This window comes from Streptomyces sp. TLI_55, from assembly GCF_900206255.1.
In the GTDB taxonomy this organism is placed as follows: domain Bacteria; phylum Actinomycetota; class Actinomycetes; order Streptomycetales; family Streptomycetaceae; genus Streptomyces; species Streptomyces aquilus.
Map to the genome: position 1 here is coordinate 2,394,784 of NZ_OAOJ01000001.1, position 20,714 is coordinate 2,415,497.

The 20,714-nt window shown below is 71.5% G+C and carries 25 protein-coding genes; 5 read left to right on the forward strand and 20 right to left on the reverse strand.

Going from position 1 to position 20,714, the window contains the following annotated elements:
• Window positions 1-89: 89 nt before the first annotated feature.
• The 10 genes from CRP56_RS11165 to hisI form a co-directional block, all read right to left on the reverse strand.
• Window positions 90-866 (reverse strand): DsbA family protein, encoded by a 777-nt coding sequence (locus tag CRP56_RS11165; RefSeq protein WP_097262802.1) that lies wholly within the window; start codon window positions 864-866, stop codon window positions 90-92.
• Between the two features lie 88 nt (window positions 867-954).
• Window positions 955-1,773: a tryptophan synthase subunit alpha gene (gene trpA / locus CRP56_RS11170; RefSeq protein ID WP_097262805.1), complete on the reverse strand. Its 819-nt coding sequence runs from the start codon at window positions 1,771-1,773 to the stop codon at window positions 955-957.
• Window positions 1,770-3,053, reverse strand: coding sequence for a tryptophan synthase subunit beta (gene trpB, locus CRP56_RS11175; RefSeq protein WP_097262807.1), 1,284 nt, complete (start codon window positions 3,051-3,053; stop codon window positions 1,770-1,772). Before trpB ends, trpA begins: the two co-directional genes overlap by 4 nt.
• Window positions 3,054-3,131: 78 nt before the next feature.
• Entirely contained in the window at window positions 3,132-3,356 is a 225-nt protein-coding gene (trpM, locus tag CRP56_RS49270; protein ID WP_097262809.1) for a tryptophan biosynthesis modulator TrpM, read from the reverse strand.
• A gap of 21 nt (window positions 3,357-3,377) precedes the next feature.
• A complete protein-coding gene (gene trpC, locus CRP56_RS11185; RefSeq protein ID WP_097262811.1) occupies window positions 3,378-4,187 on the reverse strand; it encodes an indole-3-glycerol phosphate synthase TrpC in 810 nt (269 codons plus the stop codon).
• A 138-nt stretch (window positions 4,188-4,325) separates the two neighbouring features.
• The gene (locus tag CRP56_RS11190) at window positions 4,326-4,766 is read right to left on the reverse strand and encodes a DUF2752 domain-containing protein (RefSeq protein ID WP_097262813.1); all 441 of its coding nucleotides are present in this window, start codon (window positions 4,764-4,766) and stop codon (window positions 4,326-4,328) included.
• A gap of 88 nt (window positions 4,767-4,854) precedes the next feature.
• Window positions 4,855-5,103 (reverse strand): HGxxPAAW family protein, encoded by a 249-nt coding sequence (locus tag CRP56_RS11195; protein ID WP_097262815.1) that lies wholly within the window; start codon window positions 5,101-5,103, stop codon window positions 4,855-4,857.
• A 185-nt stretch (window positions 5,104-5,288) separates the two neighbouring features.
• Window positions 5,289-5,924, reverse strand: a complete 636-nt coding sequence (locus CRP56_RS11200) for a TIGR02234 family membrane protein (protein ID WP_097262817.1) — start codon at window positions 5,922-5,924, stop codon at window positions 5,289-5,291.
• 52 nt (window positions 5,925-5,976) lie between these two features.
• On the reverse strand, window positions 5,977-7,464 hold the full coding sequence (locus CRP56_RS11205) for an anthranilate synthase component I (protein ID WP_097262819.1): 1,488 nt from the start codon (window positions 7,462-7,464) through the stop codon (window positions 5,977-5,979).
• 11 nt (window positions 7,465-7,475) lie between these two features.
• Entirely contained in the window at window positions 7,476-7,871 is a 396-nt protein-coding gene (hisI, locus tag CRP56_RS11210) for a phosphoribosyl-AMP cyclohydrolase (RefSeq protein ID WP_097273929.1), read from the reverse strand.
• Between the two features lie 83 nt (window positions 7,872-7,954).
• Here hisI and CRP56_RS11215 point away from each other — a divergent pair, with 83 nt between their 5' ends.
• Window positions 7,955-8,590 carry a TIGR03085 family metal-binding protein gene (locus CRP56_RS11215; protein WP_097262822.1) on the forward strand — a complete coding sequence of 212 codons (636 nt, stop codon included), beginning with the start codon at window positions 7,955-7,957 and terminating at the stop codon, window positions 8,588-8,590.
• Between the two features lie 3 nt (window positions 8,591-8,593).
• Here the strand turns inward: CRP56_RS11215 and CRP56_RS11220 are convergent, their stop codons facing one another.
• From CRP56_RS11220 to hisD, 10 genes are all read right to left on the reverse strand, one after another.
• On the reverse strand, window positions 8,594-9,847 hold the full coding sequence (locus CRP56_RS11220; protein WP_097262824.1) for an MFS transporter: 1,254 nt from the start codon (window positions 9,845-9,847) through the stop codon (window positions 8,594-8,596).
• 23 nt (window positions 9,848-9,870) lie between these two features.
• Window positions 9,871-10,461 carry an ArsR/SmtB family transcription factor gene (locus CRP56_RS11225; RefSeq protein WP_097262826.1) on the reverse strand — a complete coding sequence of 197 codons (591 nt, stop codon included), beginning with the start codon at window positions 10,459-10,461 and terminating at the stop codon, window positions 9,871-9,873.
• A gap of 125 nt (window positions 10,462-10,586) precedes the next feature.
• The gene (gene hisF, locus CRP56_RS11230) at window positions 10,587-11,342 is read right to left on the reverse strand and encodes an imidazole glycerol phosphate synthase subunit HisF (RefSeq protein WP_097262828.1); all 756 of its coding nucleotides are present in this window, start codon (window positions 11,340-11,342) and stop codon (window positions 10,587-10,589) included.
• The gene (locus CRP56_RS11235) at window positions 11,339-11,740 is read right to left on the reverse strand and encodes a RidA family protein (RefSeq protein WP_097262830.1); all 402 of its coding nucleotides are present in this window, start codon (window positions 11,738-11,740) and stop codon (window positions 11,339-11,341) included. The genes hisF and CRP56_RS11235 overlap by 4 nt, the downstream gene beginning before the upstream one ends.
• Window positions 11,737-12,465: a bifunctional 1-(5-phosphoribosyl)-5-((5-phosphoribosylamino)methylideneamino)imidazole-4-carboxamide isomerase/phosphoribosylanthranilate isomerase PriA gene (priA, locus tag CRP56_RS11240; protein WP_097262833.1), complete on the reverse strand. Its 729-nt coding sequence runs from the start codon at window positions 12,463-12,465 to the stop codon at window positions 11,737-11,739. Before priA ends, CRP56_RS11235 begins: the two co-directional genes overlap by 4 nt.
• Window positions 12,465-13,115: an imidazole glycerol phosphate synthase subunit HisH gene (gene hisH / locus CRP56_RS11245; RefSeq protein ID WP_097262835.1), complete on the reverse strand. Its 651-nt coding sequence runs from the start codon at window positions 13,113-13,115 to the stop codon at window positions 12,465-12,467. The genes priA and hisH overlap by 1 nt, the downstream gene beginning before the upstream one ends.
• Window positions 13,106-13,270, reverse strand: a complete 165-nt coding sequence (locus tag CRP56_RS47510; protein ID WP_165951131.1) for a hypothetical protein — start codon at window positions 13,268-13,270, stop codon at window positions 13,106-13,108. Before CRP56_RS47510 ends, hisH begins: the two co-directional genes overlap by 10 nt.
• Window positions 13,267-13,860, reverse strand: coding sequence for an imidazoleglycerol-phosphate dehydratase HisB (gene hisB, locus CRP56_RS11250; RefSeq protein WP_028808075.1), 594 nt, complete (start codon window positions 13,858-13,860; stop codon window positions 13,267-13,269). The genes CRP56_RS47510 and hisB overlap by 4 nt, the downstream gene beginning before the upstream one ends.
• A complete protein-coding gene (locus CRP56_RS11255; RefSeq protein ID WP_097262837.1) occupies window positions 13,857-14,966 on the reverse strand; it encodes a histidinol-phosphate transaminase in 1,110 nt (369 codons plus the stop codon). Before CRP56_RS11255 ends, hisB begins: the two co-directional genes overlap by 4 nt.
• Entirely contained in the window at window positions 14,963-16,285 is a 1,323-nt protein-coding gene (gene hisD, locus CRP56_RS11260; protein ID WP_097262839.1) for a histidinol dehydrogenase, read from the reverse strand. The genes CRP56_RS11255 and hisD overlap by 4 nt, the downstream gene beginning before the upstream one ends.
• A 141-nt stretch (window positions 16,286-16,426) precedes the next feature.
• Here hisD and CRP56_RS11265 point away from each other — a divergent pair, with 141 nt between their 5' ends.
• The 4 genes from CRP56_RS11265 to ybaK all read left to right on the forward strand — a co-directional run bounded on the left by CRP56_RS11265 (window position 16,427) and on the right by ybaK (window position 20,451).
• Window positions 16,427-18,019, forward strand: coding sequence for an oxidoreductase (locus CRP56_RS11265; RefSeq protein WP_097262842.1), 1,593 nt, complete (start codon window positions 16,427-16,429; stop codon window positions 18,017-18,019).
• A gap of 134 nt (window positions 18,020-18,153) precedes the next feature.
• Window positions 18,154-19,176 (forward strand): hypothetical protein, encoded by a 1,023-nt coding sequence (locus CRP56_RS11270; protein WP_097262844.1) that lies wholly within the window; start codon window positions 18,154-18,156, stop codon window positions 19,174-19,176.
• 11 nt (window positions 19,177-19,187) lie between these two features.
• The gene (locus CRP56_RS11275) at window positions 19,188-19,928 is read left to right on the forward strand and encodes an LON peptidase substrate-binding domain-containing protein (RefSeq protein ID WP_097262848.1); all 741 of its coding nucleotides are present in this window, start codon (window positions 19,188-19,190) and stop codon (window positions 19,926-19,928) included.
• A gap of 16 nt (window positions 19,929-19,944) precedes the next feature.
• A complete protein-coding gene (gene ybaK / locus CRP56_RS11280) occupies window positions 19,945-20,451 on the forward strand; it encodes a Cys-tRNA(Pro) deacylase (RefSeq protein WP_097262850.1) in 507 nt (168 codons plus the stop codon).
• Window positions 20,452-20,714: the final 263 nt, after the last annotated feature.

Here is a 20,714-nt window from a genome sequence, read left to right on the forward strand (position 1 = left end):
GGACCGACGCTACCGTGCCGGGCGCCGCCGACGGCAGGCAGCCCGGCTACGGCTCCATAACAGGAGGGTCGGAATTCTCTTACCCCCCGTTACCCTTTGGCCGCGTCCTGCACCTGCTTCTTCAGCTTCTCCGGGGTCATCGTCTGGTCCTGGTAGATGTTCTTGCCGTTGAGGATGACGGTCGGGGTGCCGCTGAATCCGCCGTTGCGGAAGGCGGCCGCGGACTTGGCGACCCAGCTGTTGTGGGTGCCCTTCTCGACACACGTCCGGAACGCCGGCGTGTCCAGGCCGTCGACCTTCTTCGCCAGCTCGATGAGCTTGTCGTTCTTGGCGTAGGCGTCGTCCGTCTCCGGGGGCTGGTTCTCGTACAGCACGTCGTGGTACGCGGTGAACTTGCCGGCGTCCTGGGCGCAGGCCGCGGCGTTGGCCGCGGTGCGGGAGCCGGAGCCGCCCATGTTGCCGTCGATGATCGTGGCCAGGTGGTACTCGATCTTCAGCTGGCCGGCGCCGGTCAGCTCGTGGAGGGTCGAGCGGTAGGCGTCCTCGAAGGCCTTGCAGGCCGGGCAGCGGAAGTCCTCCCACACCGTGAGCGTGGACTTGGCGTCGGCCTTGCCCACCGGGATGGCGAGCTGGTCGTCGCCATTGGCGCCCGACGGTGCCACGACCGGGCCCGCGGAGTCGCTGCCCTCGTCCTTGCCCGAGTTGGCGGCGACGATGCCGATCACCGCCGCGAGCCCCAGGACACAGACGACGCTCGCGGCCACGATCAGCGTCCGCCGCCGCCTCTCCGCGGCCTTCTGCTTCTCACGCTCGACCGCCAGCCGCTCGCGGGCGGTGCGCTTTCCCTCACGGTTCTTCTCGCTCACACCCCGGAAACGAACCGGGGAGGCGCAGCGCGCCTCCCCGGTCCCAGGTCCACCCGTTCGAGTGACCGGTACGAAACGTCCGGACTTGTTACGCCTGTCCGCGCACGCCCTTCGCCAGGTCACCGGCGAGTGCGCGGACGGCTTCGACGCCGGCCTTGTCGTCCGGCGCGTCCAGCATCCGCTTCACGAAGGCCGAGCCGACGATCACGCCGTCGGCGAAGCCGGCCACCTCGGCGGCCTGCGCCGCGTTGGAGACGCCGAGCCCGACACAGACGGGCAGGTCGCCGCCGACGGCTCGGGTGCGCTCGACCAGGTCCTGCGCCTGCGCGCCCACCGACTCCCGGGTGCCGGTGACACCCATCAGCGAGGCGGCGTACACGAACCCGCTGCCCGCCGCGGTGATCTGCGCGAGCCGCTCGTCCTTGCTGCTGGGCGCCACGACGAAGACGGTCGCGAGGCCGTGCTTCTCGGCGTGCTCCCGCCACAGCGCCGACTCCTGCACGGGCAGGTCGGGCAGGATGCACCCGGCGCCGCCCGCCTCGGCGAGCTCGGCGGTGAAGCGCTCGATGCCGTAGCGGTCGATCGGGTTCCAGTACGTCATCACGAGCACCGGCTTCCCGGTGGCCTCGTAGGCCTCCTTCACCGTCCGCATGACATCGGCGATCTTGACGCCGCCGCGCAGGGCGATGTCGTCGGCGGTCTGGATGACGGGACCGTCGAGGACCGGGTCGCTGTGCGGCAGTCCGACCTCGACGACGTCGGCACCGCCGTCGAAGACGGCCTTGATCGCCTCGATGCCGCCGTCCACGGTCGGGAACCCGGCCGGGAGGTAGGCGATGAGCGCGGAGCGGCCCTCGGCCCTGGCACCGGCGAGGGTGTCCGACAGCAGCTGAATGTTCCCGCTCACTTGGCGTCCCCCTCGATCTCGGCGAGGTCGGCGGCGTCGGCCGCGACCTCGGCGTCGGTGTCGTACAGGCCGAAGTAGCGCGCGGCCGTGTCCATGTCCTTGTCGCCGCGGCCGGACAGGTTGACGATGATCAGCCCGTCCTTGCCGAGCTCCTTGCCGACCTCCAGGGCGCCGGCCAGCGCGTGGGCGCTCTCGATGGCCGGGATGATGCCCTCGGTGCGGGACAGCAGGCGCAGCGCCTGCATGGCCGCGTCGTCGGTGACCGCGCGGTACTCGCCGCGGCCGGAGTCCTTGAGGTAGGAGTGCTCGGGGCCGATGCCCGGGTAGTCCAGACCGGCCGAGATGGAGTACGGCTCGGTGATCTGGCCCTCCTCGTCCTGGAGGACGTAGGAACGGGAGCCGTGCAGGATGCCGGGCTCGCCCGCGGTGAGGGTCGCCGCGTGCTCGCCGGTCTCCACGCCGTGCCCGGCGGGCTCGCAGCCGATGAGGCGTACGTCGGCGTCCGGGATGAAGGCGTGGAAGAGGCCGATGGCGTTGGAGCCGCCGCCGACGCAGGCGATCGCCGCGTCGGGGAGCCGGCCGGCCCGCTCCAGGATCTGGCGGCGGGCCTCGACGCCGATGACGCGGTGGAAGTCGCGGACCATCGCCGGGAAGGGGTGCGGGCCGGCGACCGTACCGAAGAGGTAGTGGGTGTGGTCGACGTTGGCGACCCAGTCGCGGAAGGCCTCGTTGATCGCGTCCTTCAGCGTGCGGCTGCCGGACTTCACGGCGATGACCTCGGCGCCGAGCATGCGCATCCGGGCCACGTTGAGGGCCTGGCGCTGGGTGTCGATCTCGCCCATGTAGATCGTGCACTCGAGACCGAACAGCGCGCAGGCGGTGGCGGTGGCCACGCCGTGCTGACCGGCGCCGGTCTCGGCGATGACGCGCGTCTTGCCCATGCGCTTGGTGAGCAGCGCCTGGCCGAGCACGTTGTTGATCTTGTGGGAGCCGGTGTGGTTGAGGTCTTCCCGCTTCAGGAAGATCCGGGCGCCACCGGCGTGTTCGGCGAACCTCGGCACCTCGGTGAGGGAGCTGGGGCGGCCGGTGTAGTGGACCAGCAGGTCGTCGAGTTCGCGGGCGAACTCGGGGTCGTGCTTGGCCTTGTCGTACTCGACGGCGACCTCGTCCACGGCGGCGACGAGGGCCTCCGGGATGAACTTGCCGCCGAAGTCCCCGAAGTAGCCTTCGGGGCTCGGTACTTGACCCTCGGGGTCGGGGATGAAGAACTCGCTGGGCATGCGGAAACCTCACGGTGAGTGCGTGGAAAAGACACTATTCGCCGTGGGGGCGGGGAGGTGTTGGTTGACTGCGGGCCGTCAGTGGCTGGTCGCGCCCGCGCGGCGGTAGCCGCAAATCAAATAGAGCCCCGCGCCCCTGGAGGGGCGCTGCCATCGACGGCCGTTTACCTGCCCGGGTTCGTCTCCGATGACGTACCGCACTCGGCGGCCGTGTACGCGGCGGGCCGGGGCACGGCAGCCGCGCGGGCGGCAACCGCGCGCCAGGCGCGCGTGCCGGTCCACGGTCGTCAGGGTGAGAGTCATCGGGGTCAGCCTACCGAAAGATCATCCGCGGCCGTGGCGCAGTGCGGGGTGGGCGCCCGCTGCCACCAGGTCCGCCACTGCCGTCTTCGGGTCCTTGCCCGTCACCAGGGACTCGCCGACCAGGACCGCGTCGGCGCCGGCGTTGGCGTACGCGATGAGGTCGTGGGGCCCGCGGACGCCGGACTCGGCGACCTTGACGATGTGGTCGGGGATCTCGGGGGCGACGCGCTCGAAGGTGCCCCGGTCGACTTCCAGGGTCTTGAGGTTGCGGGCGTTGACGCCGATGATCTTCGCGCCGGCGTCCACGGCACGCTCGACCTCGTCCTCGTCGTGGACCTCGACGAGCGGGGTGAGTCCGATGGACACCGCGCGCTCGATGAGGGACTCCAGGGCGGGCTGTTCGAGGGCCGCCACAATCAGCAGGGCGAGGTCGGCACCGTAGGCCCGGGCCTCCCACAGCTGGTACGACGTGACGATGAAGTCCTTGCGCAGGACCGGGATGTCCACGCGCGCGCGGACGGCCTCCAGGTCGGCCAGCGAGCCGCCGAAGCGGCGCTGTTCGGTGAGGACGGAGATGACGGCGGCGCCGCCCGCCTCGTAGTCGGCGGCGAGGCCCGCCGGGTCGGCGATCGCGGCCAGCGCGCCCTTGGAGGGGCTGGAACGCTTGACCTCGCAGATGACCTTGACGCCGTCGCCGCGCAGTGCGGCCACGCCGTCCTTCGCCGCGGGAGCCTTCGCCGCGCGCTCCTTGAGCTCGTCGAGGCTGACGCGCGCCTGCCGCTCCGCGAGGTCGGCACGGACTCCGTCGATGATCTCGTCGAGCACACTCACGCGAGCGGCCCCCTTCCAGACGGTTGACAGTTCCAGCGACCGATGGGAAAAGGCGGTCACTGCGATGGTATCCGCAGGACGGCGTAGGCCTCGCATCCGGTTGACGGCGGTCCCACTACCTGGACGTTCATCAATTGATCAAGGATGCAGCCAGCCACCGACCGGCAGGTTCCGGACAACGGTGAAGACCAGCAGCAACGTGCCCAGCGCCCACAGGTGCGGCGGACCGAGATCGACGCGCATCGGCCGCCCGCGCGCGGCGCGGACCACCCAGACGGTCCACAGCACGGCGAACCCCAGATAGCCGACCACCGCCACCGCGTTGGCGTGCAGCGCCGCCATGACGTCCCCGTGGACGAAGGCGTGCGCGCTGCGCAGTCCGCCGCAGCCGGGGCAGTACAGGCCGGTGTAGCGCAGGAGCGGACAGACGGGGTAGTGGCCGGGCTCGTTGGGGTCCACCGCGGCCACGTAGGCGAAGGCTCCGGCGACGGCCGCGAGGACGCCGGCGGGCACGGCCAGGCGGCTCAGCACGCGCGTGGGGGGCAGCACCCTCTGGCTGTCGGCGTTCACGTCTCGCATTGTGCCCCGCGGGACCCCGGACGCGCGTGAAGGGCGGTCCCGGCACTTTCCGCCGGTCCGCCCCTCCACGAGGTGGCTGCTGCCGCTCTCAGCCCTTGGCGCTCGCCGGCGCCGGCTGCGAGGCGAGGAGGTCCTTGTGGGCGTCCTTCGGCTGGCCCAGGCCCATCGCGCTCATGATCCAACCGACGATGCCGCCGATGACCACGATCGCCATGCCGGCCCAGAAGCCTGCGGGCTGGGCCATCACCATGAAGGCGCCCGCGACGCAGAAACCGATGAAGGCGATAGTGACACCGGTCCAGGCGGCCGGGGTGTGACCGTGGCTGCTGCCCGCCATGACTTGCTCCTCATTGCTGTAAACGTGTCTGAGCCGGACGCTCGGGGTTCATTGTCCCGCACGCGTGCGTGCGGGGTGATCGGGGGTAGCCCCCTTGGCGAGTCGACGCCGGATGAGTGGATGCCCTAGGGGCGCGGGGAACTGCGCGAACAACCCCCACCGGCCCGCACCCGAAACCCAACCCTTCAGGCCCCCGTAGGATCCTCGCCCCGATCCAACGCCTTCCACATCTCCTCAGGCCGCTCAGGATCAACGGCCTTCTTCCGCCGAGCCGCCGCAGGCACCCGCTCGTACCGCCCCGACATCGCCGGCCACATCCGCCCGTACCGCAGCGCCAGCAACCCGGCCAGCAGGATCAACGCCCCGCCGACGACGGCGACATACGGCCACGCGGTGTGGCTGAGGCCGTCGACCGTGGCGGCCGCGTCGCCGGAGGCGGACGCCGCCTGTTCGTCGAGGGCCGAGCTGTCGGACACGCCGAGCAGCGCCGCGACGACGATGCCGACGCCCGAGAGGGCGAGCAGCGCGGCGACCGCGAAGCGGCCCACCTTGCGGACGGCGAAGACGGCGACGAGCGCGGCGAGGCCCACTATGGCGAGGGCCGCGGGGACGCCCGTGACGTCGCTGCCCTTGGCGGTGAGCGGGAAGTCGCCGCCGGCCACCGTCGCGGTGCCCGACGACCACTGTTGGCGGGTCGCGAGCAGCGCCACGGCCGCGCCGAGGGCACCGGCCAGTAGGGCTACGGCGAGGCTGAGGCGGCCGGCCCTGGCGGGTCCTGCGGCTTCGGAACGGGGGTGAGGAACGGCAGTCACGTACTCCACTATCGCCCTAACCCCGGGCGAACCGTCACCCGGGGTTCCTATGAGAAGCGCCCTATTGCCCGAGCCGGTTCGCCGTGTGCACCGCGCGCAGCACCGCCGCCGCCTTGTTGCGGCACTCGGTGTCCTCGGCGACCGGGTCGGAGTCGGCGACGATCCCGGCGCCCGCCTGGACGTAGGCCGTACCGCCCCTGAGCAGGGCCGTTCGGATGGCGATGGCCGTGTCGGAGTCGCCGGCGAAGTCGAGGTAGCCGACGCAACCGCCGTACAGACCGCGCCTCGACGGTTCGAGTTCGTCGATGATCTGCATCGCGCGGGGCTTGGGGGCGCCGGAGAGGGTGCCGGCCGGGAAGCAGGCGGTGAGGACGTCGAAGGCCGTACGGCCCTGTGCCACCTTTCCGGTGACCGTCGAGACGATGTGCATCACGTGCGAGTACCGCTCGACGGACATGAAGTCGACGACCTCGACCGAGCCCGGTTCGCAGACCCGCCCCAGGTCGTTGCGGCCGAGGTCGACCAGCATCAGGTGCTCGGCGCGCTCCTTGGGGTCGGCGAGCAGTTCGTCGGCGAGGGCCTGGTCCTCCTGCGGGGTGGCCCCGCGCCAGCGGGTGCCGGCGATGGGGTGGACCATGGCCCGTCCGTCCTCGACCTTCACGAGGGCCTCGGGGGACGAGCCGACGACGTCGAAGCCGTCGAAGCGGAACAGGTACATGTACGGGGACGGGTTGGTGGCCCTCAGGACCCGGTACACGTCCAACGCGCTTGCCGTGCACGGCGTTTCGAAGCGCTGGGAGGGGACGACCTGGAAGGCCTCGCCCGCGCGGATGCGCTCCTTGATGTCCTCGACGGCCGCCTGGAAGTCCTCGCCGCCCCACAGGGCGGTGTACTCGGGCAGTTCGGAGGGCGGCAGGACGGCGGGCGGCTGGGCCACCGGGCGGGACAGGTCCGCCTCCATGGCGTCCAGACGGGCCACCGCGTCGGCGTAGGCCTCGTCGACCCCGGTGTCGAGGTCGTTGTGGTTGATCGCGTTGGCGATCAGCAGGACCGAGCCCTCCCAGTGGTCCATCACGGCGAGGTCGCTGGTGAGGAGCATGGTCAGCTCGGGCAGCTGGAGGTCGTCGCGCTCGCCCGGGCCGATCTTCTCCAGGCGGCGCACGATGTCGTAGCCGAGATAGCCGACCATGCCGCCGGTGAAGGGCGGCAGGCCCTCCTGGTGCGGGGTGTGCAGGGCCTCGATGGTGGCGCGCAGGGCGACGAGCGGGTCGCCGTCCACGGGGACGCCGACGGGCGGGGCGCCGAGCCAGTGGGCCTGGCCGTCGCGCGCGGTCAGGGTCGCGGCGGAGCGCACGCCGACGAAGGAGTAGCGAGACCATTGAAAAGCGGTGCGGCCGTTCTCCGCGGACTCCAGCAGGAAGGTGCCGGGGCGCTCGGCGGCGAGTTTGCGGTAGAGCGCGACCGGGGTGTCGCCGTCGGCGAGGAGCTTGCGCGTGACCGGGATGACACGGCGGTCGGTGGCGAGCTTGCGGAAGGTCTCGAGGTCCATGGCGGCTGACCTTACTGATCCGCGGCCGGTACGCCGGAACCGGCGCCGTCCTTGAGGAGCACGTCGGCGTCGAAGCAGGTGCGCGCGCCGGTGTGGCAGGCGGCGCCGACCTGGTCGACCTTGACCAGCACGGTGTCGGCGTCGCAGTCCAGCGCGACCGACTTGACCCACTGGAAGTGGCCGGAGGTGTCGCCCTTGACCCAGTACTCCTGGCGGCTGCGCGACCAGTACGTGCAGCGGCCGGTGGTCAGCGTGCGGTGCAGCGCCTCGTCGTCCATCCAGCCGAGCATCAGCACCTCACCGGTGTCGTACTGCTGGGCGATGGCGGGGACGAGCCCGTCGGCGCTGCGCTTGAGGCGCGCGGCGATCTCGGGGTCGAGGGCGGTGGGCGGGGGCGTGCTGGTCATGGGTGCCATTGTGCCGCGCCCCACCGACAGCGAACGCGTGGCGTCCACTGGGCGGACCCGCTACGCGGTCGTAGGCTGACGGCATGTCGACTTTCGCCAAGCGTGAACGACTTCTGCTCGCCGATCTCCTGGAAACCGCCGGTCCCGAGGCGCCCACCCTGTGCGAGGGCTGGCAGACCCGGGACCTCGCCGCGCACGTGGTGGTGCGCGAGCGCCGCCCGGACGCCTCCGCCGGTCTCCTCATCAAGCAGCTCTCCGCCCGCCTGGACAAGGCGATGGAGGAGTTCGCGGCCAAGCCGTACGAGGAGCTCATCCAGCTGATCCGGACCGGGCCGCCGCGTTTCTCGCCGTTCCAGCTCAAGCAGCTCGACGAGGCGTCCAACATCATCGAGTTCTACGTCCACACCGAGGACGTCCGCCGGGCCCAGGAGGACTGGACGCCCCGCGAGCTCGACCCCGTCTTCCAGGACGCCCTGTGGTCCCGCCTGGAGCGCACGGCCCGGCTGATGGGCCGCAGCGCCCCGACCGGCCTGGTGCTGCGCCGCCCCGACGGCCAGACGGCGGTCGCCCACCGCGGCACGCCCGTCGTGACCGCGACGGGCGAGCCGTCGGAGCTGCTGCTGTTCCTGTACGGCCGCAAGAGCGCCGCCAAGGTGGGCCTGGACGGCGAGAAGGACGCCATCGCGAAGCTGTCCGAGGGCAAGCAGCTCGGTATCTAGGGGTCACTTCGGGAGTTCGGCTCGGCGCAGGTCCCGTACCAGCAGGGCGACGACCCCGCCGAGCCCGCACACCGCCGCGCTGACGACGAACACCGGCCCCGTGCCCCACGCCCCGATGGCCGCGGCGGACAGCGGCATGCTCAGCGGCGCGAAGCCCAGGCTGACCAGTCCGGAGACGGCCGTGACGCGGCCCAGGTAGGCGGCGTCGGCCTGGGTCTGGAGCAGCGCCCCGCACATCGCGCCGCTGAGCCCGGCGAGGAGCCCGACGAGCAGAGCCGTGCCGACGGCGGCGATCAGGTTCGGCACATAGGCGAGGGCGCCGATCGCGACGGAGCCCGCGAGGATGGCGTACGCCGCGACCTGTCCGGCGTGCGGCAGCCGTCCGCGCACGGTGAGCAGCAGCGAGGCCAGTCCCGCGCCGACGCCGAACCCGGCGAGCACCGCGCCCATGCCGGAGGCACCCCAGCCGCGTTCGTCGGCGAGCAGGGTCAGACCGACGTTGAGCGGCCCGACGAACCCGAGGTCCCCGAGCGCGATGGCCAGCATCAGCGGGGCGAGCACGCGGTGCCGGCGGATGTAGCGCAGGCCGCTCACCAGGTCGGTCCAGGCGCTGCTCCGAGGGCTGTCACCGGCCTTGTCGTCGGCGGGCACCTCCCCCACCCGTACGGACACGAGCAGCGGCACCGACACCGCGATGAGCAGTCCCGCCAGCCCGAAGGCGGCCGCCGCCCCGCCCACCGCGACCCCGAGGCCGCCCAGCGGTCCCCCGACCACGCTCGCGAACCGGATCGCCAGGCCCCGCATGCCCTGCACACGCGCGAGCTGGTCGCGTGACGTCACGCGCGCGGGGAGGGCACCCACGGCCGGCATGAACACGGCGTCGACGGTGCCGAAGACGAACGCCAGCGCGGCCAGCGGCCACAGCCCGGGGCTGGTGAGGAACAGCAGCGCCGCCACCGCGAGGACGGCCGCGCAGCGCACCACGTCGCTGCCGATGACGACCCGGCGCGGTCCGAGCCGGTCGGCGATCACTCCGCCGCCGAGCATCAGGATCGCCCGCGGCAGTGCGCTGACCGACATCACGACACCGGCCTGCGAGGGGCTGCCGGCCTGCACCGCGGCCCAGGACAGCGCGATGTAGTAGACGCTGTCACCGACCATCGAGGAGGTGTAGGCGGCGAGCCAGCGCAGGACGTTGCCGTCGCGGTGGGCGGGGCGGGACGTGACGTCCGTCGGGGCTGTGAGCGCGGCGGTCATGGGCGGGGTCCTCTCGGGACGTCTCAGGCGCGGAACGGAAAGGTGTACGTGTGCACCGCGACGTTCTCGCGGCCCTCGGTGTCACCGGCGGCTTCGGCGACCCGGCCCAGCTCGTCGTACTTGTGGAGCAGTGTGAGCAGTTCCTTGTTCAGTTCGGCCGTCTCCTCCACCGTCAGGCGGATCGACGACTCGGTGGCCGTAGCCGTCCGGTTCCACTCGGGGTTCCAGGTGGACCGTTCGTCGAGCCAGCGGCGGTACATCTCGATGCGCTGGTCGGCGAAGATCCTGGTGGCCGCCGCGTGTGCGGCCGCTACCTGGGGGGCGTCCTGGAAGTCCTCGTCACGGATGCTGACGCCCTCGGAGGCGGGCTGCCACCACCGCTCCCGGCCGTCCGCGCTCTGCGGTTCGGCCTCCTCGATCAGCCCGTGCTCGGCGAGCTTGCGCAGGTGGTAACTGACCAGCGACACGGCCTCGTCGACCGACTCGGCCAACTGTGAGGCGGTGGCGACCCGGGCCAGCGTCAGGTTCCGGTACAGCCGCATCCGCAGCGGGTGGGCGAGCGCCTTGAGCGTGCCCACGTCCGTGATCCTGCGGTCCCTCTCCTTGCCTGTCATGTGTCCCACCGTAGATGCAAAAGGAAAGTTGCGCAATATATTTTGCGCAACTTCTCTTTCGCATCTGCCGACAAGTAAGCCCCGACCACCAGGTGGCCGGGGCTTGCTTCAACCCTTGAGGACCGTCACCTCACCGGGTGCCCCGCCTCCCGCAACGCGTCCTTCACCTCGCCGATCCGCAGATCGCCGAAGTGGAACACGGACGCCGCCAGGACCGCGTCCGCCCCCGCCCCGATCGCCGGGGCGAAGTCGGCGAGCTTGCCGGCGCCGCCGGACGCGATCACCGGAACCGTCACGTGCTTGCGGACGGCGGCGATCATCTCCAGGTCGTAGCCGTCCTTGGTGCCGTCCGCGTCCATCGAGTTGAGCAGGATCTCCCCCGCCCCCAGCTCGGCGGCCCGGTGCGCCCACTCGACGGCGTCGATGCCGGTGCCCTTGCGGCCACCGTGGGTGGTGACCTCGAAGGTGCCTTCGGGAGTACGCCGCGCGTCCACCGACAGCACCAGCACCTGCCGCCCGAACCGCTCGGCGATCTCGCGGATCAGATCGGGACGGGCGATGGCGGCCGTGTTGACGCCCACCTTGTCCGCACCGGCCCGCAGCAGCTTGTCCACGTCCTCGGCGGTCCGCACCCCGCCGCCGACGGTGAGCGGGATGAAGACCTGCTCGGCCGTGCGGCGCACCACGTCGTACGTGGTCTCGCGGTTGCCGGACGACGCGGTGATGTCCAGGAACGTCAGCTCGTCGGCGCCCTCGGCGTCGTAGACCTTGGCCATCTCGACCGGGTCGCCCGCGTCGCGCAGGTTCTGGAAGTTGACGCCCTTGACGACCCGGCCGTTGTCCACGTCCAGGCAGGGGATGACTCGGACCGCCAGGGTCATGAGTTCACGGCTCCTCTGAATGCCTCTACTTCGACTTCGACGAGGATGCGCGGGTCCACGAAGCCCTCCACGACGAGGAGGGTCGAGACCGGACGCACCGCGTCGAAGAGCTCCTTGTGCGCGCGGCCGACGTCGTCCACGTCCCGCGCATGGGTCAGATACATCCGCGTACGGATCACGGACCCGGCGTCGAGGCCGAACTCGCCGAGCGCCTCGATCGCCGTACCGAAGGCGGTCCTGGCCTGCTCGTACGGATCGCCCTCGCCGTACAGCACCGACCCCTTGAAGGACGTCGTGCCCCCGACCAGCACCCGGTCGCCCACCGCGACGGCGCGTGCGAAACCGAAGGACTCTTCCCAGGGACTCCCGCTCTGCACCCGCCGTACGGCATCAGTCATCGAGACACAGCCTCCAAGGCCTCTTCCAGCGTGAACGCCTTCGCGTACAGGGCCTTCCCGACGATGGAGCCCTCGACACCGAGGGGTACCAGCTCGGCGATGGCGCGCAGGTCGTCCAGCGACGACACGCCGCCGGAGGCCACGACCGGCCGGTCCGTCGCCGCGCAGACGTTGCGCAGCAGCTCCAGGTTGGGGCCCTGGAGCGTGCCGTCCTTGGCGATGTCGGTGACGACGTACCGGGCGCAGCCCTCCTTGTCGAGGCGCTCCAGCGCCTCGTAGAGGTCGCCGCCCTCACTGGTCCAGCCGCGGCCCTTGAGGGTCGTACCGCGGACGTCGAGACCGACCGCGATCCTGTCGCCGTGCTCGGCGATGACCTTGGCGACCCACTCCGGGCTCTCCAGGGCTGCGGTGCCGAGGTTCACCCGGGTGCAGCCGGTGGCGAGCGCGGCGGCCAGGGAGGCGTCGTCGCGGATGCCGCCGGACAGCTCCACCTTGATGTCCATGGCCTCGGTGACCTGGCGGACCAGCGCCCGGTTGTCGCCGGTGCCGAAGGCGGCGTCCAGGTCGACGAGGTGCAGCCACTCGGCGCCCGCCGTCTGCCAGGCGAGGGCGGCCTCCAGGGGGGAGCCGTACGAGGTCTCCGTGCCGGACTCGCCGTGCACGAGGCGGACCGCCTGGCCGTCGCGGACGTCCACGGCGGGAAGGAGTACAAGCTTCGAGGGCATCAGAGGGTTCCGATCCAGTTGTTCAGCAGCTGCGCTCCGGCGTCGCCGGACTTCTCGGGGTGGAACTGCGTGGCCCACAGGGCGCCGTTCTCCACGGCGGCCACGAACGGCTTGCCGTGCGTCGACCAGGTGACCAGGGGGGCCTTGATCGCCGGGTTCGCGGTCTCCAGCGACCAGTCGTGGACGGCGTAGGAGTGCACGAAGTAGAAGCGGGCGTCCGCGTCCAGGCCCGCGAACAGCTCGGAGCCGGCCGGCGCGTCCACGGTGTTCCAGCCCATGTGGGGCACGATGTCGGCCTGCAGCGGCTCGACCGAGCCCGGCCACTCGTCGAGGCCCTCGGTCTCCACGCCGTGCTCGATGCCGCGCGCGAAGAGGATCTGCATGCCGACGCAGATGCCCATGACGGGGCGCCCGCCGGACAGCCGGCGGTCGATGATCCAGTCGCCGCGCGCCTCGCGCAGGCCCTTCATGCAGGCGGCGAAGGCACCGACGCCCGGCACCAGCAGCCCGTCGGCGTTCATCGCCCGGTCGAAGTCACGCGTTATCTCGACGTCGGCCCCGGTGCGCGCGAGCGCACGCTCGGCCGACCTCACGTTGCCGAAGCCGTAGTCGAAGACCACGACCTTCTTCGAGGATGCGCTCAACTCCACACCTCCAGCCTCATGACACCGGCGACCAGACACATCGCGGCGCCGATGGAGAGCAGCACGACGAGCTGCTTGGGCATCCCCTGCTTGACGAAGGAGATGATCCCGCCGACCAGGAACAGGCCGAGGACGATCAGGACGGTGGACAGCCCGTTCACAGCGCGCCCTTCGTGGAGGGGAGGATGCCGGCCGCGCGCGGGTCCCGCTCGGACGCGTAGCGCAGCGCCCGCGCGAGTGCCTTGAACTGGCACTCGACGATGTGGTGCGCGTTGCGCCCGTAGGGCACGTGCACGTGCAGGGCGATCTGCGCCTGGGCCACGAAGGACTCCAGGATGTGCCGGGTCATGGTGGTGTCGTACTCGCCGATCATCGGCGCCATGTTCTCGGGCTCGGTGTGCACGAGGTACGGGCGGCCGGACAGGTCCACCGTCACCTGGGCGAGGGACTCGTCCAGCGGGACCGTGCAGTTGCCGAAGCGGTAGATGCCGACCTTGTCGCCGAGCGCCTGCTTGAAGGCGGCGCCGAGGGCGAGGGCGGTGTCCTCGATGGTGTGGTGCGAGTCGATGTGCAGGTCGCCCTCGGTCTTCACGGTCAGGTCGAACAGACCGTGCCGGCCGAGCTGGTCGAGCATGTGGTCGTAGAAACCGACTCCGGTCGCCACCTCGACCTTGCCGCTGCCGTCGAGATCGATCTCGACGAGCACGGAGGTCTCCTTGGTGACCCTTTCCACCCGTCCTACGCGGCTCATGCGCTCTGCTCCTTCGTCAACTCACGGACCGCGTCGAGGAACGCGTCGTTCTCTTCGGGGGTGCCGGCGGAGACCCGCAGCCACCCCGGGATGCCGTTGTCCCGGACCAGGACACCCTGGTCGAGGATCTTCTGCCAGGCCGCGTGCGAGTCGTCGAAGCGGCCGAACTGCACGAAGTTCGCGTCCGACTCCACGACCTGGAAACCGAGCGCGCGCAACTCGCTCACCAGCCGGTCCCGCTCGGCCTTCAGCTGCTCGACGTACTTCAGCAGCGTGCCGGTGTGCTCCAGGGCCGCCAGGGCGGTCGCCTGGGTGACGGCCGACAGGTGGTAGGGCAGCCGTACGAGCTGTACGGCGTCCACCACCGCCGGGTGCGCGGCGAGATAACCGAGGCGCAGACCGGCCGCGCCGAACGCCTTGGACATGGTCCGCGAGATGACGAGGTTCGGCCGCCCCTCGATGAGCGGCAGCAGCGAGTCGCCGTGGCTGAACTCGACGTAGGCCTCGTCGACCACGACCATCGACGGCTTCGCCGCCTGGGCGGCCTCGTACAGCGCGAGGACCGTCTCGGGCGGGACCGCGTTGCCCGTGGGGTTGTTGGGGGTGGTGACGAAGACGACGTCCGGCTCGGCGTCGGCGATCGCGCGCACGGCCGCCTCGACGTCGATGGTGAAGTCCTCGTTCCGGGGACCGGAGATCCAGCCCGTGCCCGTGCCGCGCGCGATCAGGCCGTGCATCGAGTACGACGGCTCGAAGCCGATCGCCGTCCGGCCGGGGCCGCCGAAGGTCTGGAGCAGCTGCTGGATGACCTCGTTGGAGCCGTTGGCGGCCCAGACGTTGGCCAGGCCGACCTCGTGACCGGACGTGTCCGTCAGGTACTTGGCGAGCTGGGTGCGCAGTTCCACCGCGTCCCGGTCGGGGTAGCGGTTGAGGTCGCGGGCGGCCTCGCGGACGCGCTCGGCGATGCGCTCGACCAGCGGCTCGGGCAGCGGGTAGGGGTTCTCGTTGGTGTTCAGCCGTACGGGGACGTCCAACTGGGGCGCGCCATAAGGGGACTTGCCGCGCAGCTCGTCCCGTACGGGGAGATCGTCGATTCCGAAGTTCACTTGCTCGTCGGCACCTTCCACCCGAACCTTGCCTTGATCGCCGCGCCGTGCGCGGGCAGGTCCTCCGCCTCCGCCAGTGTGACCACGTGGTGCGCCACGTCCGCCAGCGCGTCCTTCGTGTAGTCGACGATGTGGATGCCGCGCAGGAAGGACTGGACGGAGAGCCCGGAGGAGTGGCAGGCGCAGCCGCCGGTGGGCAGGACGTGGTTGGACCCGGCGGCGTAGTCGCCGAGCGAGACCGGCGCCCAGGGGCCGATGAAGACCGCGCCCGCGTTGCGGACCCGCTCGGCGACCGCGACGGCATCGGCGGTCTGGATCTCCAGGTGCTCGGCGCCGTAGGCGTTGACGACCCGCAGGCCCTCGGCGATGCCGTCGACGAGGACGATCGCGGACTGCTTGCCCTCCAGGGCCGGGCGGATCCGCTCGTCGATGTGCTTGCTGGCCGCGACCTGCGGCTCCAGCTCCTTGTCGACCGCGTCCGCGAGCGCGACGGAGTCGGTGACCAGCACGGCCGCCGCGAGCGGGTCGTGCTCGGCCTGGCTGATCAGGTCGGCGGCCACGTGCACCGGGTCGGCGGTGTCGTCCGCGAGGATCGCGATCTCGGTCGGGCCCGCCTCGGCGTCGATGCCGATCTTGCCGGTGAAGTAGCGCTTGGCGGCGGCGACCCAGATGTTGCCGGGGCCGGTGACCAGGTTGGCGGGCGCGCAGGACTCGGTGCCGTACGCGAACATCGCGACGGCGGTGGCGCCACCGGCGGCGTACACCTCGTCGACGCCGAGGAGCGCGCAGGCGGCGAGGATCGTCGGGTGCGGCAGGCCCCCGAACTCGGCCTGCGCCGGGGAGGCGAGGGCGAGGGACTCGACGCCGGCCTCCTGGGCCGGGACCACGTTCATGATCACGGAGGACGGGTAGACGGCGCGGCCGCCGGGCGCGTACAGCCCGACCCGGTCGACCGGGACCCACTTCTCGGTGACGGTGCCGCCGGGGACGACCTGGGTCGTGTGGGTGCTGCGGCGCTGCTCGCGGTGGACGAGCCGGGCGCGGCGGATGGACTCCTCCAGGGCCGCGCGGACGGCCGGGTCCAGGTTCTCCAGCGCGTCGCTGATGGCCTGGGCCGGGACCCGGACGGACTCCAGCCGGACCCCGTCGAACTTCTCGGCGAAGTCGATCAGCGCCGCGTCGCCCCGATGATGCACGGCCTCGCAGATCGGACGCACCTTCTCCAGGGCGGCCTGAACGTCGAAGTCGGCTCGGGGCAGCAGGTCGCGCAGGGCGGGGCCCTCGGGGAGGGCGTCGCCGCGCAGATCGATTCGGGCCAAAGAGAAATGTTGCAGCACGGGGTCAATTCTCTCAGACCACGGTTCGGCGTCGTTCGGGCATTCCAGTGGCTGATACGCGACCTGCTGCGCAACCTGGAAGATCGCCTTCACGTCTAGCGTTCCGGGCGTCACTGAGCGGGCATGACCGGGGATGCGCACGGGATTGGAGGAGTGGTGACCGAGGGGGACCTGCCGGACGATCTGACGCCTGCCGAGGTCGGTATGTGGCAGGCCTTCCGCAACGGCAGTGTGTACGACCTGAGCAGCGGCGACGCGGTCGTCGACGATCCGCACGGCGGGCACCCGTGGGGACCGGAGCGGACCGTGCGGGCCCGCATCGTGTGCTGGCTGCTGCTGGACGGGCCACCCGCGCTGGCCGGCCGGGTGTCGTCGCTGAAGCTGGCCGGCGTGCAGATCAGCGGCGCGCTGGACCTGGCGGGCGGCACCGTGGTGCCGTACGTGGAGATGAAGGGCTGCCGGTTCGAGCGGGACGTCCTGCTGCCGGAGGCCCGCTTCGCCACGCTGCGCCTGGTGGACTGCTCGGTGCCGCGCCTGGAGGCGGCCCGCGTCCACACCGAGGGTGATCTGCATCTGCCGCGCTGCCGGTTCCACAACGGCGTACGGCTGACCGACGCGCACATCGGCACCGATCTGCTGCTCAACCAGGCGATCGTCTACCGGGATCGCAGCGGCCGTTCGATCGCCGCCGACGGCATGAGCGTGGGCCAGGATCTCCAGGCCGAGCTGCTCGAGTCGCACGGCGAGCTGAGTCTGCGCAGCGCCAAGGTCGGTGTCTCGCTGAGCCTGCGCGGCGCGAAGCTGGCCAACCCCTACACGCGGCTCGCGCTCAACGCGCCCCAGCTGACCGTCGGGCGCTCGATGTACCTGACGCCGGCGGGCGTCGGCAGCCCGCTGCTGAGCGGGGCCACTCCCGCGCAGGGCACCCGCATCCAGCGGTTCACCTGCCGGGGCGGGCTGCGCCTGGACGACGGCAGGTTCGGGGACGCGGTCGACTTCGACAAGGCCCGCTTCACCCTCACCGACGACCAGGAGGTGTCGCTGCGCCGCATCCAGACGCCGGAGCTGCGCTTCCTCGGGCAGGCACCGGCGCGTGGGCGGGTCGTGCTGTCGGGGGCGCGGGTGGTGAACCTGATGGACCGCACCGACAGCTGGCCGGGCCCTGGCCGGCTGCACATGGGCGGGTTCGCCTACGAGAACCTGGTGCCGAGGGGCCCGTTCCCGCTGGAGGAGCGGCTGGCGTGGGTGGCCGCGGCGACCGCCGAGTACAACCCGGAGCCGTACGAACGCCTCGCGGCCGTGCTGCGGGCCGGCGGCGAGGACGAGGACGCGCGCGAGGTGCTGCTCGCCAAGCAGCGCCGCCGCCGCGAGACGCTGCCGCCGGCCGCCAAGCTGTGGGGGTACGCGCAGGACTGGACGGTCGCCTACGGCTACCGGCCGGGGCGGGCGCTGGTGTGGATGGCGGTGCTGTGGGCGGCGGGCTCGCTGGCCTTCGCGCACGCCGACCATCCGCCGCTCAACGGCGACGAGGGCCCGCACTGGAACGCCACCCTGTTCGCCCTCGACCTGCTCCTGCCGGTCATCGACCTGGGCCAGGTCGGCTTCTGGCAGCTGCGCGGCGGCTGGCAGTGGCTGGCGGCGGCGATGATCCTGCTGGGCTGGATCCTGGCGACGACGGTGGCGGCCGGGGCGACGAGGCTGCTGAGACGCAACTGACGCCGACGTTCGAGGGCACGGCGGCCCAACGATTGTTGAACACTAATCATTTTTACGCGCTCTTGACCTTCCGCCGTACAACTTTCCGTACTTTGCCCGGAACCTCTGGCGCTTGTGCGACCTGCGGCTTTTCAATGGTCGACACCATGGCTCTGCTGCCCCCGTTCGTCCGCTCCTCCCGGACGGCCAGGACCGTCGAGCACCCGCCTGTCGCGCTGCCGGCCGACGACGAGGTGCTTCTCGACGCGCCCGACGACCGGCTCGGCCCGGCCCTCGTCGCCGCCGGGCAGGGGACGTACGAGGTGGCGGCCGCCCTGCTCGCGGGCACCCGCGCGAGCGCCGCCTGGGAACACCGCGACCGGTACGTCGTACGCCTGGCGTCCTTCGCGTGCGCGCGCCCCGAGTGGTTCGAGTCCTGGCGTACGGCCGCTCCGCGCGACCCGGACATGCTCGTGGTCGCCGCCCAGCTCGCCGTGACCCGCGTCTGGGGATCGCCCGCGCGGGAGGAGCTGCTGCGCGAGGTGAGCCCGCTGATCACGGCCGCCGCGCGCGGTGACGACCGCGATCCGGTGCCGTGGCGGATCGCGCTGGACCACGCGCACGGCTCGCGCGCCGGGCACAAGTACTTCGAGGAGCTGTGGGAGGCGGCGATCCGCCGCGCCCCGCACCACTACAGCTGCCATGCCGCCGCCCTGCGCTACCTCGCCGAGAGCTGGCACGGCTCGCACCGGGAGTGCTTCGACTTCGCGGAGACGGCCGCGCAGGACGCCCCGGCCGACTCCCTCGTCCAGGCCCTGCCGACCCGGGCCGCGCTCGCCTATCTGACCGACGGCTGCGGCCCGGACGTACCCCGGGCCCGGCTGGACGCGGCGGTGGACCGGGCGATCACGCTGTCGGCCCGGTTCCCGGCGGCGGACCCGTGGCCGGCGGAGATGCGGAACAAGCTGACATACGTCCTCGCGCTGCTGGACCGCCGCGAGGACGCCTTGGAGCAGTTGCGGCGGATCGGCCCGTACGCCACCTCGTTCCCCTGGGAACTGGTCTCCGACGACCCGCTGGGCCGGTTCCTGGAACTGCGGGAGGAGATCCGGCTGCGATCGGCCTCCGGTCATCCACGGAGTGGGCACCGCGGACGCGCACACTCCCGCGACCATTAGGCTTTTGCGCCGTGACCACCGTCCGGCTTCCGCTCTTCCCCCTGAACTCGGTGCTGTTCCCGGGGTTGGTGCTCCCGTTGAACATCTTCGAGGAGCGCTATCGCGCCATGATGCGCGAACTTCTGAAGACCCCCGAGGACGAACCGCGCCGCTTCGCCGTCGTCGCCATTCGCGACGGCCACGAGGTGGCGGCGAGCGAACCGGGCATGCCCGATCCGACGTCCGTGCCCGAACGCGGCCCGGCGGCGGGCTTCGGCGTCGACCCCGCCAAGGCCTTCCACGGCACCGGCTGCATCGCGGACGCGGCGACGATCAGGGAGCGGGCCGACGGCACGTTCGAGGTCCTGGCGACCGGCACGACCCGGGTGAAGCTGCTGTCCGTGGACGCCTCGGGCCCGTATCTCGTCGCCGAACTGGAAGAACTCCCGGAGGAGCGGGGCGAGGAGGCCGGCGCCCTGGCCGAAGGCGTCCTGAGGGCCTTCCGCGCCTATCAGAAGCGCCTGGCGGGCGCCCGAGAACGCTCCCTGGCCTCCGGCTCGGAACTCCCGGACGAACCGGCGGTCGTCTCCTACCTCGTCGCGGCGGCGATGATGCTCGACACCCCCACGAAGCAGCGCCTGCTCCAGGCCCCCGACACGGCGTCCCGCCTCCGGGACGAGCTGAAACTCCTTCGCTCGGAGACGGCGATCATCCGTAATCTGCCGTCGTTGCCGGCGTCGGAACTGACGCGCGGCCCGACGAGTCTGAACTGAGTCCGAGGGACGACCGATGGCGAAGAAGTCCAAGAAGCAGGCACAGCAGACGGGCGGCACCCCCGCAACGGTGGCCCTGACGGCGGCAGGAGCGGAGTACACGGTCCACTCCTACGACCACGACCCCAACCACCCCTCCTACGGCGAGGAGGCGGCCGAGGCGATGGGCGTCTCCCCCGAGCGCGTCTTCAAGACCCTCGTCGCGGACGTGGACGGCACCCTCACGGTGGCGGTGGTCCCGGTGGCGGGCCAGCTGGACCTGAAGGCCCTGGCGGCGGCGGTGAACGGCAAGCGGGCGGCGATGGCCGACCCGACCCTCGCCGAGCGCACGACGGGCTACGTCCGGGGCGGCATCTCGCCGCTGGGCCAGCGCAAGAAGCTCCCCACGGTCCTGGACGCCTCCGCCTCCGCCCACCCCACCATCTGCGTCTCGGCGGGCCGCAGGGGCCTGGAGGTCGAACTCGCCCCGCAGGACCTGGCGAAACTCACGGACGCGGTCCTGGCCCCCATCGGCCGCGCCTGACCTCTCGACGCGGGTCCGTTCCTCGGTTAAGTACGAGGAACATGTCGAAGAAAACGCGAAAGCGGAAATGGCGCACAAAGAAGGGCCGCTCGAACCACGGCAGGCGCCCGGCGTAGAGGCGTGCTCCGACCGCCCCGGCGGGCCGTCGCGCAGCTGAGGCGGCGCCCGCCCATGCAGCGGCACCCGTATCCCCGCGTAGCTGCGGGCAGTCGTGCCGCTGGGGCGGCACGGGTGGGCGCAGCGGCACCCCGCCAGCGCGGGCG

What these genes read in the sequence shown, in the direction of transcription:
- trpB (WP_097262807.1), bottom strand. Translation starts at nt 3,053, where the DNA reads ATGCCCAGCGAGTTCTTCATCCCCGACCCCGAGGGTCAAGTACCGAGC.
- trpM (WP_097262809.1), bottom strand. Translation starts at nt 3,356, where the DNA reads ATGACTCTCACCCTGACGACCGTGGACCGGCACGCGCGCCTGGCGCGC.
- CRP56_RS11190 (WP_097262813.1), bottom strand. Translation starts at nt 4,766, where the DNA reads ATGCGAGACGTGAACGCCGACAGCCAGAGGGTGCTGCCCCCCACGCGC.
- CRP56_RS11195 (WP_097262815.1), bottom strand. Translation starts at nt 5,103, where the DNA reads ATGGCGGGCAGCAGCCACGGTCACACCCCGGCCGCCTGGACCGGTGTC.
- CRP56_RS11205 (WP_097262819.1), bottom strand. Translation starts at nt 7,464, where the DNA reads ATGGACCTCGAGACCTTCCGCAAGCTCGCCACCGACCGCCGTGTCATC.
- hisI (WP_097273929.1), bottom strand. Translation starts at nt 7,871, where the DNA reads ATGACCAGCACGCCCCCGCCCACCGCCCTCGACCCCGAGATCGCCGCG.
- CRP56_RS11215 (WP_097262822.1), top strand. Translation starts at nt 7,955, where the DNA reads ATGTCGACTTTCGCCAAGCGTGAACGACTTCTGCTCGCCGATCTCCTG.
- CRP56_RS11220 (WP_097262824.1), bottom strand. Translation starts at nt 9,847, where the DNA reads ATGACCGCCGCGCTCACAGCCCCGACGGACGTCACGTCCCGCCCCGCC.
- CRP56_RS11225 (WP_097262826.1), bottom strand. Translation starts at nt 10,461, where the DNA reads ATGACAGGCAAGGAGAGGGACCGCAGGATCACGGACGTGGGCACGCTC.
- hisF (WP_097262828.1), bottom strand. Translation starts at nt 11,342, where the DNA reads ATGACCCTGGCGGTCCGAGTCATCCCCTGCCTGGACGTGGACAACGGC.
- CRP56_RS11235 (WP_097262830.1), bottom strand. Translation starts at nt 11,740, where the DNA reads ATGACTGATGCCGTACGGCGGGTGCAGAGCGGGAGTCCCTGGGAAGAG.
- priA (WP_097262833.1), bottom strand. Translation starts at nt 12,465, where the DNA reads ATGCCCTCGAAGCTTGTACTCCTTCCCGCCGTGGACGTCCGCGACGGC.
- hisB (WP_028808075.1), bottom strand. Translation starts at nt 13,860, where the DNA reads ATGAGCCGCGTAGGACGGGTGGAAAGGGTCACCAAGGAGACCTCCGTG.
- CRP56_RS11265 (WP_097262842.1), top strand. Translation starts at nt 16,427, where the DNA reads ATGACCGGGGATGCGCACGGGATTGGAGGAGTGGTGACCGAGGGGGAC.
- CRP56_RS11270 (WP_097262844.1), top strand. Translation starts at nt 18,154, where the DNA reads ATGGTCGACACCATGGCTCTGCTGCCCCCGTTCGTCCGCTCCTCCCGG.
- ybaK (WP_097262850.1), top strand. Translation starts at nt 19,945, where the DNA reads ATGGCGAAGAAGTCCAAGAAGCAGGCACAGCAGACGGGCGGCACCCCC.